At 38.8% G+C, this 15,815-nt stretch carries 12 protein-coding genes; 1 reads left to right on the top strand and 11 read right to left on the bottom strand.

The genetic code is table 11. From position 1 onward, the window contains the following. Positions 1-8: 8 nt before the first annotated feature. The 9 genes from argJ to GMJ66_RS02350 all read right to left on the bottom strand — a co-directional run bounded on the left by argJ (position 9) and on the right by GMJ66_RS02350 (position 10,185). Entirely contained in the window at positions 9-1,244 is a 1,236-nt protein-coding gene (argJ, locus tag GMJ66_RS02390) for a bifunctional ornithine acetyltransferase/N-acetylglutamate synthase (protein ID WP_156288747.1), read from the bottom strand. A 9-nt stretch (positions 1,245-1,253) separates the two neighbouring features. Continuing rightward, positions 1,254-2,294, bottom strand: coding sequence for an N-acetyl-gamma-glutamyl-phosphate reductase (gene argC / locus GMJ66_RS02385; RefSeq protein ID WP_156288746.1), 1,041 nt, complete (start codon positions 2,292-2,294; stop codon positions 1,254-1,256). Positions 2,295-3,294: 1,000 nt separating this feature from the next. Beyond that, complete coding sequence (locus GMJ66_RS02380; RefSeq protein ID WP_407939183.1) at positions 3,295-4,254, bottom strand: alpha/beta hydrolase; 960 nt, start codon at positions 4,252-4,254, stop codon at positions 3,295-3,297. A 265-nt stretch (positions 4,255-4,519) separates the two neighbouring features. Then, on the bottom strand, positions 4,520-5,365 hold the full coding sequence (locus tag GMJ66_RS02375; RefSeq protein ID WP_156288744.1) for an SAM hydrolase/SAM-dependent halogenase family protein: 846 nt from the start codon (positions 5,363-5,365) through the stop codon (positions 4,520-4,522). Positions 5,366-6,247: 882 nt separating this feature from the next. Continuing rightward, the gene (locus GMJ66_RS02370) at positions 6,248-6,760 is read right to left on the bottom strand and encodes a DNA-deoxyinosine glycosylase (protein WP_331279652.1); all 513 of its coding nucleotides are present in this window, start codon (positions 6,758-6,760) and stop codon (positions 6,248-6,250) included. Positions 6,761-7,402: 642 nt separating this feature from the next. Next, positions 7,403-8,053: a glycoside hydrolase domain-containing protein gene (locus GMJ66_RS02365; RefSeq protein ID WP_156288742.1), complete on the bottom strand. Its 651-nt coding sequence runs from the start codon at positions 8,051-8,053 to the stop codon at positions 7,403-7,405. 72 nt (positions 8,054-8,125) lie between these two features. Further along, positions 8,126-8,782, bottom strand: coding sequence for a hypothetical protein (locus tag GMJ66_RS02360; RefSeq protein WP_156288741.1), 657 nt, complete (start codon positions 8,780-8,782; stop codon positions 8,126-8,128). Between the two features lie 468 nt (positions 8,783-9,250). Further along, entirely contained in the window at positions 9,251-9,706 is a 456-nt protein-coding gene (locus GMJ66_RS02355; RefSeq protein ID WP_231514790.1) for a helix-hairpin-helix domain-containing protein, read from the bottom strand. 17 nt (positions 9,707-9,723) lie between these two features. Further along, positions 9,724-10,185, bottom strand: coding sequence for a hypothetical protein (locus GMJ66_RS02350; RefSeq protein WP_156288739.1), 462 nt, complete (start codon positions 10,183-10,185; stop codon positions 9,724-9,726). Positions 10,186-10,727: 542 nt separating this feature from the next. Here GMJ66_RS02350 and GMJ66_RS02345 point away from each other — a divergent pair. Next, positions 10,728-11,684, top strand: a complete 957-nt coding sequence (locus tag GMJ66_RS02345) for a DMT family transporter (protein ID WP_156288738.1) — start codon at positions 10,728-10,730, stop codon at positions 11,682-11,684. A gap of 851 nt (positions 11,685-12,535) precedes the next feature. On the opposite strand, the gene GMJ66_RS02340 is transcribed toward GMJ66_RS02345, so the two are convergent. Next, complete coding sequence (locus GMJ66_RS02340) at positions 12,536-12,898, bottom strand: VOC family protein (RefSeq protein WP_156288737.1); 363 nt, start codon at positions 12,896-12,898, stop codon at positions 12,536-12,538. Positions 12,899-13,087: 189 nt separating this feature from the next. Continuing rightward, complete coding sequence (locus tag GMJ66_RS02335) at positions 13,088-15,544, bottom strand: S8 family serine peptidase (RefSeq protein ID WP_231514789.1); 2,457 nt, start codon at positions 15,542-15,544, stop codon at positions 13,088-13,090. Positions 15,545-15,815: the final 271 nt, after the last annotated feature.

Genomic DNA, 15,815 nt, shown 5'->3' with positions numbered 1-15,815 from the left:
TTCTCACCTCACGTCCGATACGAAGCATTTATTTTGACATAATCATAAGTTAAGTCACAGCCCCAGGCAGTTGCTTCATGTTCTCCATGTTGCAAATGAATGTTAATTGTTACCGCTTCTTGCTGCAGATATTGACTTGCCTCCGTTTCATCAAAGTACAGAACAGCACCATCTTTCACCACTTCAATGTCTCCAAGAGAAACACATATCTTATCAGGCAGTACCGGCTGTTCACTGTATCCAACTGCACATATAATTCGTCCCCAGTTTGGATCAGACCCATAAACCGCTGTTTTCACGAGATTGGAAGATATCACTGCTTTTGCCACTTGTCTTGCAGCTGTTTCGGAAACGGCACCTGATACATTTACCTCAATCAGTTTCGTTGCTCCCTCTCCGTCCTTGGCAATTTTCTTCGCTAGTTCTTGACTAACAAATTGCAATGCTTCCACAAATTCGCCCCATTGTGGATGGTTTTCATTTAATACTTGGTTGCCCTGCATTCCATTAGCTAAAACAAGTACCATATCATTCGTGCTGGAATCACCGTCAACGGTAATCATATTAAAGGTATCATCCGTCGTATTGCGTAATGCATGCTGTAAACTGTTTACATCCACTGCTGCATCGGTTGTTATAAATCCAAGCATTGTCGCCATATTCGGGTGAATCATTCCTGAACCTTTGGCTGCCCCGCCAATGGTAATCGTTTTATCGTCAATTTCCAATTCCACAGCAATATGCTTCGTTACCGTATCCGTCGTTAAAATTGCCTGTTCAAACCTTTCCGCCGCCAAGTGACTGGACTCTACCATCGAGTCTATCCCCTCATGGATTTTGTTCATTGGCAATGTTTCGCCAATAATGCCAGTGGATGCGACTGCAACATGATCCACTTCAACCATCATTTTCTCTGCAGCCTGCTTTTGCATCTCCAAGGCATCCTGATATCCTTGTTCGCCTGTAAAGGAATTGGCATTTGCCGAATTAACAATGATCGTTTGAATTGTATTCATTTTCTCCAGGCTATTTTTGGTAACTTGTAATGGTGCAGCTTGAAAGGCATTTACCGTATATACCCCCGCTGCCGCTGCCGGCACTTCAGAATGAATCCAGCCGAAATCCAGTTTTTTCTTTCGTAACCCGCAATGTACTCCCCCAGCAATATAACCTTTTGGACTTGTAACATGACCATCCTTCAGAACAATCATGTTTTTTGCTTTTGCTTCAATCAAGTTTTTCATCCTTTCCTCTTATGGAAAAATTGGAATGTGATAAATTCCGTGCTCCTCATCCCAACCATTCATAACATTTGCATTCTGGATTGCCTGCCCTGCTGCCCCTTTTACTAGATTGTCAATGGCAGATTCAATGATTAATTGATTCGTACGTTCATCCACATATATCCCAATATCACAAAAATTGCTTCCATGAACTTCCTTCGTGGTTGGGAATACGCCCTCTTTTCTTACCCGTACGAATGAGTGAGATTCATAGAAAGATTGATATAAATCGATAACCTCAGCGGTTGTCATAGGTTTCTTCAGTTGACCATACATCGTACAGATCAATCCACGTGTCATTGGAATGAGATGGGTCGTAAAAGTTGTAGTAATCGATTCATTTGCAGCTTCAGATAAATAAGCGTCAATCTCTGGTATATGCTGATGTTTCCCAATTTTATATGGCTTCACATTCTCATTCGTCTCAGAATAATGGGTCATTGCTGATTGTTTTCTTCCTGCACCAGATACCCCTGTTTTCCCATCAATAACAATCGATTGTTTCGAAATAAGTTGATGCTCAACTGCCGGAATCAGTCCGAGCAATGCAGATGTTGGAAAGCACCCTGGATTGGAGATAATTTTTGCATGTTTAATCTGTTCCTTATAAATTTCCGCCAGCCCATACACTGCTTCATCCAATGTTTCCTGTGGTGCTGCTTCCTTTCCATACCATTTTTGATATTCATCACGGGAGTTTAACCGCAAATCTCCGGATAAGTCAATGCACTGTACATTTGATCCACGGAATTGTGGTACCAGCTCTTTCGCAACACCAGCTGGGGTAGCAAAAAAGATAATATCTGCTTCTTCTTTTAACCTTTCAATCTCTAATTCTTCCATCGGATCATCAAAAAATTCCGTTAAATGTGGATAAAAAGATGCAATTTGCTCGCCATGCTGTGAATTCGAAATAATTTTTTTTATATGCATAAACTGGTGTGATTGAAGTAATCGAATTAATTCAACTGCACCATATCCCGTTCCACCAATAATTGCTACATTCTTCAATGTATAAACTCCCTTTCGATTTTTTGAATTATTCATTATTATAGTTTTATCTGTTTATTTATGCAAGTATATTTATAAAAAAATATTTATATTTATGCATAAAATTTTGGAAAAAATCTTATACCTTTGCATAAAACATGTATAAAACCGAATACACAAACGAACATAGCGGATAAATGAATAATATAAAAAACGCAAGGTGAATGAAACCCATGCGTTTAAATTTATACTTGATATAGTTTTTATACTTTGGACTTTAAGATTTTAACTAATTCTGTGTGCCTGTCCGTTATTCTAAAAGTTTGTTGTTTTTTCACTAAATATATAGAATGCGAATTAGTTTAATTTGAGATAATACTACGGCTGCGGAAATACACTGCGACTTCTGCGGGTACCATAAAGAAGCAGATGTCGACCGTTGTGCAAAATATCAACACAAAGAAAGCACATTTCAACCAGTGTATGCGGGATATCAACCATTAGATGGCATTTATCACTCGTGTCTAGACTTTAGCAGCGCGGGTACTACTTGAGTAATCTCCTTTGTTCCCTTGCGCCGAGGAAGCCAACTACGGAGCGTTAATAGAAGACTAGAGGCGCACTTACGGTTTTCCTTGATGAGACTTTAGGTCGTGCCCACGAACCGTAAGTATTCTGCCGGAGCGAATGAATGCACGCTATCATCATTAGAACAAGCGAGATCATCATGATAGGAATTTTCATTAGTCAGGAGTCTATATCAACTGCGAATATAAAAAGCAGCAAAACTTACGAAAAGGGCTTTCCTAACGTAAAAAAAGAACATACTAGCAATTTTGCTGAAATTATAAATTTATAGTTACTCCAGGATTATTATATAGAGCTCATATGTAATTTATCTGTGACTAATTGTACTTAAAGTTTACTGCCTGACGTCCCCCGCTTATCATTCTTGAAGTATCCTGAATTCTTAAAGCGGGGACCTTAGAGCCAGTTAATTAAATCAAAAAAACATTTTTCGTCAATCTACATACGTATTCAAAAATCCAGTTAACTTCTTTAAATACGTTTCCTTGTCCAATACAATCGACTCTCCATGACCCGCACCATCAACAATCAATAACTCTGCTTCGCTATTCGTATTTGCTAGTAATTCTTCTGTCATTACGGTTGGAACAAATGAATCTCGGCCGCCATGGATATATAATATTGGAACTTCTGCTTTCCTTACTTGATTCAATGCGGAAGATTCCTTAAAGTTATACCCAGCTTTGATACTTGTAACAAGTCCCGTTGTTGGTAAAATAGGCACTTCCGGCAAGTTAAACATCCGTTCCAGCTGGTAAGCAAACAGATCATATACATTGGAATAAGGACTATCTGCTACAATCGCTTTTACATTATCAGGAAGATCTTCCCCACTTGCCATTAAAACCGTTGCTGCTCCCATAGAAACGCCATGGAGGACTATCTCCGTATCTTCTCCCAGTTCATCAACGATACGGTTTACCCAATCAACCAAATCCAGTCGATCATGCCAGCCGAATCCAATGTAATCTCCTTCACTATTGCCATGCCCTCTCATGTCAGCAGTAAACATATTATATCCGAGGTTTTCGTAATAATATTGGCCAAATAACCCCATGTCGCTCGCACGTCCCAAGTAGCCGTGAGTGAATACTACTGTTTTATTGGTAGGCTCTTTTGCTTCAAGAAAATAACCTTGAAGGGTGAGATGATCAAAGGACTCCATTTCCCACTCTTCAAAATCCTGGTCTCTTACCCAATCCCGCCAACCGCCTGCTGTAAATACTTCCATTGCTTCCGCCGAAACTTCCAAATCTTCATTACCAACAAGGAAGTCTTTTACATTTCTTTCAATGGCTAAATCATATAAATAAAAACCAATCGCAAAATTTATGATGAATAAAATAATTAATAGTCCAATAAATATTCTAGCCCAAAATTTCTTTTTCACCAATCCGCCCCCTTCAATGCATTATAGTTCCATTATACTAGAAAATTCGACAAGTGAAAGGCATTATAAATGGTAGTTTATAGTAATAATCATTGACTTTTTTGCAATAAAATAACCCCCTGCATATGCAGAGAGTTTAGCTTTTTGATGACTGTTTTTCTATAAGATTGAAGTTTTTTCAGAGGAATTTTATGCTATATTAGATATCAATTCCTGACTAACTTTAAATGCTAAGTTGGTGTTGTACCTACACTAAGGAAATGTCTTATTACATTTCCACTTTCCGAAAACTTATTTTCCAGTTCGCCCCTGTTTCTATATGATATGCCTTGGCAAATGATCCCTGATTAATGGCGACACCAATTTTATCAAGGGAATTCACAAACAAAAGTGGCTCCCCTAAACGACTGTCAGCAAACGACCTTCCAAATTTGATCATATTTTTATATAGATGCCGTTGATTATTTTCAATCGTTACTTCCAAAAAATCCCCATAGTGAATGCCAGCCTCTTTAAATACATGCCGATCTATATTTGTCCAAAGGTTACCAAATCGAACATCCAAAATATCAATATTGCCTGTAATGACCCCATCCTTCACTGCCATTTCATTAAGTGGAAGCAAAACCAAATCTTTAACATCGTGTTCAGGCCCAACCTCTTCAAAGGTAATGATTCCAGAGGCAAGTCTGGCGGCAGTATAAATATAGACATCCCGGCCATGAAAAGTATAGGATTCTCCAGAGTTTGGCAATCGATTCACTTTCTCATCAATCACACGTGCTTCCATAATTCCTACGCTATCCTTAATATGGGTTAACGTACCATTGTCAGGAGTAACAACATATTGATTCTTTTCTGTTTTCACTACAACACTTAAGCGATCTGTACCTACCCCTGGGTCAACAACCGATACAAACACCGTGTCTTCTGGCCAATAATCAATGGTTTGGTATAGTCTGTAGGAAGCTTCCCAAATGTGGAAAGGAGGAATATCATGTGTTAAGTCAAATAATTGGAGCCAAGGATCCACCGATAAGGCAACACCATACATTGCACTAACTGCACCATCACTTAAACCAAAATCAGTCTGTAATACGATATGTTTCCTCATTTGAAAACCTCCCATTACTGTCATATTCCCTTTTATTTAGCTAACTGAACTTAAATTTATCCTGATTATACGTAAATCTCCTATTCATCGCAATAAGAAAACAAGATGATGGGTGTATCTTCTCTACCGCTCCGTAAATTCACTAAGCTAGATTTTCAACTAATCAACTTATATTATTATCATTGCTATTTAGATTGTTGATTGGATCGGAAAGCAATCGATTACTAAAGGTAAATGGACGGCTAGGCTTGAGCAGGAATTGGTGTTCTTCCGACGAAGCTATTAGAATGTCACCCAAGTGGAATCACTGGATTAAAAGTGGACATCATGCGGAAAAAACTTTATACCTTCCAAAGTGATAGGATGCTATTAAGATAACATAATCAGCTAAGACACATCCAAATCTCCTAATTTCTGGTAGGCATTTTATAACAGAAACCAAAAATTACTAGGAAATTTCTCTATTGTTAACATTGCTTTGCAAGATTTCTCCTAGTATTATTCTCTCATTTTCTGATTATTTAAACAGTTATTAAGTTAGATATAGTATAATATATAGAACAGGTCCTGCAAGATAAAAAACATTTGGTTGCTTAAACCCTGATGAAAGGGGTTGAAGCGATTGATTCCAATTGACAAAACCATTGAGTTAATGCTGGGATTTGCGACGCTCGTGTTGTTAATTGTGAACAGCCAAGAAAAAAAGTAATTCACTATTTACCGTCTGGTTTAAGTGATTACTTTTTTTCGGGAAACCCTGATAAACGAGTAGCCTAATGTTGCAGGACTCTGTACGAGCCGTAAGTTGGCGGAACTTACGGCTCGTTTCCTGTACCCCGCCGCATTATTTTAACACACTATATATCTTATTGAGGAACCTGCTCATATATGATTTAAAATCTCCCGCCAGGCTTGTACTTTTTCAGCAAAGGTTTTAGTATAACGCCCAGGGATCGGACTCGTGGAAGGCATTTTCATGACGTGAACCTGTTCCAATTCTTTGGTATCGAAGTTCTTTTGAAAGGTTTCATAGGCCTTTGTCCCATTACAGGCAATCAGTCGCAAGGTTGGATAATTCTTTACGATCCCTAAAATATCATTTGGTTCCTCATCTGAAATCGAAGCATCCAAACTCCCTTCCCGGTAACAAGCAGCAATCGTATCCCACAAAGCAATTCCATGTTGCTTTGCAAATTCAATTCGTTTATCATATTCCTTTATTTCCTCAACGCCAAACAATTCAAATAATATCGGCCAAAAATGATTCCGGGGATTTCCATAATACTGTTGCTTTTCCAGTGATTGAACACTTGGCATCGAACCCAGGATAAGTACTTTAGGGTGTTCCGGCAATACAGGAGGAAAGGACACTACTTTTTCACACAAAAATATCACTCACTATCTATATTCTGGATTTCTCCAATGAGTATCATTTCATCTATTATTTTAATTCGTTATGATAGGTCTATTTCTGTCGTTTGAGGATTAATTTTTTTTACTTTATCCGCCTGTTTATGACATAACTTACCTTACAAAACATCTTTAGTGTTCTCGGTTTTGTAGCTTCTATACCTTGTCCGTCTTATAGCGAAAACAATCCAGGAACAAGCCATTATTTCCGTATGGAGGATGTTCAAAAAGTCCGGTGAAAATGACACATCTATATAGGGGACCTCTACTAAAACCGCCCACGTCCTTGAAAAAGAAAAACACTTTTTCTGCGTGCGATGTATCGCTAACGAAGTGTTCCTTTCTTGTGGGCAACGTAGAAGTCACCACAACACGCTCGGGGCCCGCTACTCAAAGCTTCGCCACCTCGAACTTTAGGGCGCACAGGACGTGCTAGTGTCGGCGTTCGCAACAAATGTTTTCGGTGGAACGAGTAACCGCAGTCCCAGGACGTTGCGATCTTAGCCGACCGATCCTTTTCATCCTCCTTTTTGAACACGCACGTATAGTAAATTTGAACCAGATAGATGATATCTGATCAGAGGCTTACCTGGATTGTTTAACCCATTGCACAGCTTTAGACTGCCACTACCAAAGGGAAGGCAATATGCGATCATCTGCAAGATTGGTATCAATAGGGCATGCTTCTGAATCTCTTCCATACTGCCATAACCATACATTGCTTTCACAGTTTGGAGTTTCGGGATTGAAGGAAGGAGCCTGGTTTGGCGAGGTGGTTCCAATCTCCGGTTCTGCACTCCATAAAACAGACTGGATTTGAACTTGGTTATTTTCTCTTGCAGCCTGACAGAATGCTTCATCAAAATCACCTTCTACCGGGTCGTTGTAGATTCCAACTTTGTATCCACTGTTATACATGGATTCCACCCATCCTCTTATCCAAGCAGGATCTACATTAAAAAATCTCTCTACATTTGCAAAAATATAAGTTCCCCTAGGAAACCCTAACCTCGCAGCATGAAATGTTGCATTTGCAGATGCTACTGCTCCTTGTCTGTAACCAACAGCTTCCCTAAAGTCATTGTATATAGGGAGTATTTTAATGTTTTCTCCCCTTAAAAAATTGATCTCTTCTGTCGTAAGTCCTTCTGATGCATTTGGTACGGTTGTCAAATACCGCGCCCAAAATACCGGCCTCCCATAATTATTTTCAACACAGCTTAATAGCTCTGGTGTTACATTGGTCGACGAGTCCACACCCCACACATACCTTACCACTATATACACTCCTTTTGCCGTTTATCTATTGTATGTTTGCCTTTATAAGGAAGTGATTCAGTAAACAGTGGACTATCCAACATATTCTATCCCATTAATTAGAAATCGGTATTTCTCCCATTTAATCGTAAAGATGTATTCTACGGTATGCTCTTTAGGTCCATTTCCGGTATCGACTACTTCAGTAAGAACAACATGATAGAGAAAATGATGAGGCTTTCGTGTAATATCTTCATCTTCAATTTTCTGTAATGCAGTTGTTGGATAGTCATACTCAATTGTTCTCCTTTTTCCCATGACAAGTGTCTTTTCTGCAATTTCAGCCATCTCTGCATCCGTAATGCCTCCCTCAAATAATTGATAATAATCATGAACTAACTCATTTCCTTTAGCTTTTAGATAGTTATCTGTATAAAAGTACGGAGCAGCCATAGCATGAGTAATGACTAGTAGAATAATAAGGTTGGCAAAATTCAACCAAAATAAGGGGAATTTTTGTCTATCCATAAACCATCTTATTTTTTTTATCACGATATACAAAAAAGCAAACAGCCCAATTAAAAATAATAGCTGAAAAAAGATACCTGCTTCCGATCCAACATCTATTTCTAATACATTTAATAAGAAAGTAAAAGGTGCAGATAGAACAGTGAATATAAGGTCATTAAAGAATAACAACAAAACGAAAGTAACCATAAATGAAAAGGTAAACTCCGATATATATCGCATGTTATCCTCCTAACTTAACTGCCAAGTAACCATCTGCAATGCCTTACCGGTTTCCCACACAATATGAGATGAACTCATATAATTGGCTTATAGCCCTTGCACTCATTCGCGGCAAAGTTCAAGAACCCGTCTTAAGATCTCGATAGATTCAATAAAGTAAAACTTCCTATCAGTGTAAACATTTATAAGTGCGTGTTCAAAAAGGAGGATGAAAAGGACCGAGAAGTTCGAGGCGGTGAAGCTTTGAGTAGCGGAACGTATGCAGTTAATACGTGAGCAACGGAAAAGCAAGCCAACGAGCTTCCACAGGATGTGGTGACTTCTACGTTGCCCACAGGACGTGGGCGGTTTTAGTATAAGGTCCTCTATCGATGTGTCCTTTTCACCGGACTTTTTGAACATCCTCTATAAGTTTCTCTTCACCTGAAGCAAGACCTTCCTCTATTCTAAGTACCGTTTATTAGAGAACTATTCATTCCATGCTTTGGCCGGTCTGGTGCTCGGATAGCCATTCAATGAGCGAAAACGCTTTCTTTCTCCTGTGAATTCATACCAAGGTTTCGGGAAGTCCGGATGATTAGCATAATGAATAACACAGCGTAATTGATCTTCCACACAAGGATCTGTCCATACACCTAATTTTATTTCCAGTTGATCCAATAATTTTGCAGCATCCTTTGTCTTTACTTCTTCCAGTGAATACAGATTCACCTGATATACAAGTTTATCTGCAAGATGATAGCCAATGGACGGAATGCGCTGAAAAACAGCAAGTGCCTTAAGTTCTTTTGCACGATTCAGCGTCGTATCCAAAACTGCTTTTAGGAGATCCAGTTCTATATCAGCAATTTCCGCTAACTTCACTTTTGCTTTCCGTAAATTTGTTCGTTCTCTTTGTGTTAATGGAAGTGTTGGATTTTTCATTAGTATGCTACCTTCTTTCATTGACTTTCTCTTTTTGGTTCTTCATACGTTTCCTTCTCTGTTTTTTTCATACCGGGCCACTTATCACGAATCCAATGAAAAACAAGGTCTACATAATAATGGCATTTATTCCAAAACCATTTTAGCTTTTCATTCACGTATGGTATCTTGCCTATTTTTATACATACATCTACGAGGACGAATAGTAACCATGATGCGATATAAACATATCCGACAGTTAAAGAAATAGCGAGCCAATCATTTGATTGAAGTTGCTCCCTCAAATATTCATATTCGTTTCCTGAGGTTCTCTGCACCGTATAGACAAAGGCTACTAATGGTAAAAGTGGGGATAATATTAACGCAATAGCTGCTAATGGACTATATCTTCGGATAACCCAGTAAACCACGCTAGTTATGAATGCTAGTGAGAAAATAGTAATATATAGACTCCAAAAACTTTCCGACATACTATTCAATGGTTACACGCTCCTTTTCCCTGAAATGCGCCTGTAGAACTATATCTATATTATTCGTCAAAAATCTCTATCTTCCTGCATTTTCTTTTATAAATACAGCCTATAAGTGTGTGTTCAAAAAGGAGGATGAAAAGGACCGAGAAGTTCGAGGCGGCGAAGCTTTGAGTAGCGGAACGTATGCAGTTAATACGTGAGCAACGGAAAAGCGAGCCAACGAGCTTGCGCGTGTTGTGGTGACTTCTACGTTGCCCACAGGACAAGGAACACTTCGTCAGCGGTACATCGCACGCAGAAAAAGTGTTTTTCTTTTTCAAGGACGTGGGCGGTTTTAGTAGAAGGTCCCCTATATAGATGTGTCCTTTTCACCGGACTTTTTGAACACTCTCTATCAGGGCATACGCACATTCTTTCCATTATATGAAAACAAGAGCATCCTTTATGTATGTATTTAAAATTTAATATATAATTTTGGCAATTTTCCATCATTCCACTCCAATTTCTGCTATGATAGGTAATAGCTGCTTTATTTGTGGGGTGATTGTATGAAGGCAATTTTAATTGGACTTTTAGGGGCATTGTTTTTTTCTGTGACGTTTGTACTGAACCGTTCCATGGAATTGGAAGGTGGCAGCTGGGTGTGGAGTGCATCATTACGATTTATGTTTATGCTGCCAATTCTACTGATCATTGTCGGATATCAGCAAAATGTCAAAACCGTATTACTGCATTTAAAAAATAATCCATTACCATGGCTTGTTTGGAGTACAGTGGGTTTCGGTCTATTTTATGCACCACTGACGTTCGCAACAGTGTATGGTCCAGGATGGCTTGTGGCAGCAACCTTTCAGCTAACGATTGTTGCGGGGTCTCTGCTCGTTCCTTTTTTGGATAAAAACAAAAAGCAACGAATACCTGTTCAAAGTATACTAATCTCCTTCATCATTCTAATCGGTGTATTCATTATGCAAATGGACCATACTTCATCGGTGACAATCATAAGTGTTATCTTATGTGTGGTTCCATTAATCATTTCTGCATTTGCCTATCCACTTGGTAATCGAAAAATGATGCAAGTCGTTAACGGAGAGTTAAATACATTTGAGCGAATTCTTGGGATGACGATTGCATCGCTTCCGTTTTGGGTGCTTTTATCCATCTACGGAGGAATTGCCCATGGGCTGCCCACTCCTAGTCAAATAATGCAAACGTTGATCGTTGCTGTATCTTCCGGTATAGTCGCAACGGCCTTATTCTTCTATGCTACAGAACTGGTTCGTCATGATAATCAGAAACTCGCTGGCGTAGAGGCAACACAGTCCGGGGAAGTAATATTTGCCTTAATTGGGGAAGTGTTATTTTTAAGTTTGCCGATACCAAGCTTATTATCCTTCATTGGAATGGGGCTTGTGATTGTCGGAATGATCCTACATAGTATGAATTCCTCATTTAAAAACCGGAAAAAGGTACTCACCATAAAGAAGGTTTCTAGTGGTAATTAGGGCTGCTAATCAATGGATTAGCAGTTTTTTAATCTGTTAGTTTCTCTAAAAAGTGTAATAACCTTTCCTGATATTCTATTGTAGCCACTTCACATGCGTCCGTGTGACCTGCTCCAGGAACAATTCAAAGTTCCTTATCTCCACCCGCTGCTTCATACGATTGGTAAGCCATATCTACTGGAACTAGTTCATTCTCTTCCCCATGAACATGAGAAATGGCAACGTATTATTTTTAACTTGATCAATTACTGATGCCTCGTCAAACTTAAAGCCTGACCGAATCTTGGTCATCCAGCTTGTCAAATCAAGTAATGGAAATGCTGGCAGATTATAAAGATGTATTAATTGAAAGGGCAACTCTTCTTTGACGGTTGTATAGCTATTATCTGCTATGATGCCTTTTTACCTCGGGTGGCAGATCCTTCTCCACTTGTCAACAGTACAGTGGAAGCACCATAGAATTTCCGTGTAAAATAATAATATTATCCACATTATATTTCTCTATTAATTATATCAATCCAGCCAAGATAAGCAGTAATAATACTTGCAAAAATGATAGCTATTATCTTCAAAATTCTTTTTCTCATTCTATTCCCCACTATAAAGTTAACCTTAATTTAGTATATTCCTGTCTAAAGTATGGATTACCTCTATTTCAAAACCAATCTGAATAGAATGACAATTACCGGAATGGCTGTGCCATATGGAAATAGGACGCTACTGTTACAGCAGTAAAATCAACTTTCCCCCATAAATGCAGCTACAATTGTCCCAACAATTAAACCAATCAACATACATGCTGAATACTAATGCTGCTGTCTTCATCTGAAAGCGATGAGTTAATCTTGCTCTCATTCTAAAAACTCCATTCGGTTCCCAAATGGATCTGATAAATAAAAACGGACAGTTCCAGGCAATTTATGATCCTCTTGAAATTCAATCTGATTCTCTATTAGGTATGCTTTCATCTTTTCAATGTTTTTAACTCGTATGGCTGGGTGTGCCTTTTTAGCAGGTGTAAATGGCTTCTCCATCCCAATATGAATATGTACTGTTCCTGCCTGGAACCATACCCCACCATTTTTCTTTAATAAAGCAGGTTTTTCTACTTCCTGAAAACCAAGTAAATCCTGATAAAATTTTCTCGCTGCTTCCTCACCGCCAGCCGGGGCAGCTAGTTGAACATGATCAATACATACATAGCGAAAACTCATATCTTTCCCCTCCTCATGTAAAGCATAGCACCGAGTTTCTTGGAAAGATAATACAAATTGATTATCATAACTGAAAAGAATAACTTATTATGCAGACCTTGTTAATTATTCCTGCTACAGTTTAGAAATAATATCTACAGGTAAAAAGAAAAGACCAGCAATTTTCTAATAAAGCTGGTCTTAGAAACATTAATTATTCAAAAATGCATTGTAAAAGCGTGTTATCGCTACGGCAAAATCTCCACGTGTGACTTCCTCAAGCGGTGAAAAAGTTGCTGTAACGGTCGGTTCAAGGTCATAAGGATTTTGTTCCACATCAAAATATGCATTTATAATATTCAAATCTAATGCAACTTGTACATATCCTTTTAATTCTTCCGGTATATCCGCTGCGTCTTCAATAACAACTCTTTCGTCCCCATATTGTACCGTAACTTCACCGTCCGTTTCTTGAGCCATATTCTGAAGTCCAAGACTTTGCACAAGAGAATAAGCAAGTTCTGCTCTGATGACACCTTGATTCTCATTGAAATCTTCGTTACTGTTCGACAACATAACCCCATCTTGGTCTTGTTCTGCATCTTTTAATGCTGCACCTTGTATAAGAACTGATGATATAAATGGAGATTCTCCTTCTTCATTGGTGAGGGATTGGCGAATTCCAGCTCCCATTACTAAATATTGTGCCAATTCCCCCCTTTTTAAAATGTGATCTGGCTTATACTTACCGTTGGAGTACCCATCAATAAGACGCTCTGATACTCCCATTTTAATTGCTGCAGAAGCAGGATGTCCCTCTATATCATCTAATCCTGAATAACCACTTACCTCCGTAAAGGCTAACGTACCTTGAACTGTTTCAGGTAAAGCAGTACCAAAAGGATTGTCCTCAATACCTCTTAGACCGCGGAGTTCAACTTTCCACGTGCCAGCCATAGGCGCATTCACTGACACCGTTCTATCCCCATAGAGTGTAAATAGGATACTTATTCCTGAACTATATTCTGTTCCATCCGGGGCGATTAATACTAAATTAACCGGGTTACCTGTCAGACTAAGTAACCCCTCTGCATCTACCTTTGCTATAAGACTACCTAATCCTTCTTCTACTTCAAATGTGTACTGATTATCTGAAACATCTGTCAAAGGATTATAATCTACCTCAAATTCTTCTGTAGATGTACTAGATTCTACATCACTGTTAAACGTTTGAAACATATTAACTGTGCTTCCATAGTCTTTTGATGTATCAAATGCTACATCTACTGCTGCATAAGCGTTAACATATCCGGCACCAACTTCCCAAGATTCATATCCTGGCATATTTGTTGCTGTTTGTTGTAGTAATTCTTTCACTTCTGCCGGAGATAATAATGGATTCGCCTCCAGCATCAACGCAACAATACCAGCCACATGGGGGGTTGCCATGGATGTTCCACTCATTGTTGTATAATACGGTACATGTGCAGGATCGATTAATTCTGCATCCTTGTCTATTGCTAGTGTAGAAACAGGTGCTATTACTCTTGTGGAGATTATATCAACACCTGGTGCAGTTATAGTCGGTTCGTCCTTCCATGTCCAAGTTTCACCATTCATTTCAAAAGTACCACCAGCATCCTTTGTTCCACGTGATGAAAAGTCTGCTAATGTTCCATCTTTATCTCCTGCAGCAACAGATATTACCCATGGAGCTTTTGCGTAGGGATTATGTGTATTTTCCCCAGGACCAGAGTTTCCAGCTGCAAATAAAACTGTAATACCACGGTCATGCGCTTTCTTACTTGCAATATTTATAGGATTGTCTGGATCAAAGTCTCCAGAAGAACCCCACGAATTGGTAATGACACGGATGTTATACTCTGTTTGATGGGTTATAGCATAATCAAAACCTCCAATGGCATCCAATATAAACAGGGCTGCGCCTGATCCATAACCAATTAAGTCTGCACCAGGAGCTACACCTTCATACTTTCCACCTGACATCTCCCCTGTTCCACCCACTGTCCCTGCTACATGTGTACCATGTCCTGAATTCGTGTCAGTGTTTGGTACATTCTCCAAATAGGTGATAGGTAATAGTTCAGGGGATAGACTATTCAGATTCACGTTCGCCATAACATTTTGAACTAGATGATTACCAAAAGCATGATCTTGATGAGTTCCATCGACTCCACTATCATTAACAACTACACCTATACCTTCACCATATACAGGCATCCCCCCATTTTGTTCTCGGAAGTCATTATCCGTTCGTACTTTATCTACCCCGGTAATATTCGTTGAATCCTCGTTGAAGTATTCTAGTTCTGAATTTAAATAAATAGATCGAACTGAATCATGATTTTGTAGTGTTCTAATCTGATTTCCGGTTAATATTGCCGCTACCATTGGAAGGGAAGACAACGAAACCCCTTCAGTAATACCTATACTTTCTAGTAAAATTATATTTTCTTCTGTCGGTTCTTCATCTCCATGAAAGGTTATGATTACTTCAAATTCACTTAATCCTTCTCCTATACCCTCTTCAATTAACGGATCAATTGTGGTTGACTGTGATGCAGCGTCTAGGTTTTGAAGACCAATAGATGTAAAAAGAAGCACGAAAATACCAAAGATAACTGAATATTGGATAAATACCTTCACACCATTCCCCTCCTATTTTTTGTAATATTCCTTGCAATTTCATTTTACCTTAGAGGAACAACCTTGTGAACCTCTTCAACTAAATAAAAGAATTCGAAACGCATTTAAAAAAGTATGATTGGAAACCATATTTTTGGAGCAGAAATTATATGATTTTAAGAACTGGCGGAGCAACCAATGATGTTATAAAAAATACATCGAACAAGAGAAGGAAAGACCTTAGAGATTAAGCACACTAAATCAATGATTTTAAAGGGGAATGCGTCGCTAA

The sequence above is a fragment of the Oceanobacillus salinisoli genome (genome assembly GCF_009733865.1).
Taxonomy (GTDB): domain Bacteria; phylum Bacillota; class Bacilli; order Bacillales; family Amphibacillaceae; genus Oceanobacillus; species Oceanobacillus salinisoli.
Note: the sequence above shows the minus strand (reverse complement) of the source record. Positions and strands in the feature narration are given on the sequence as shown.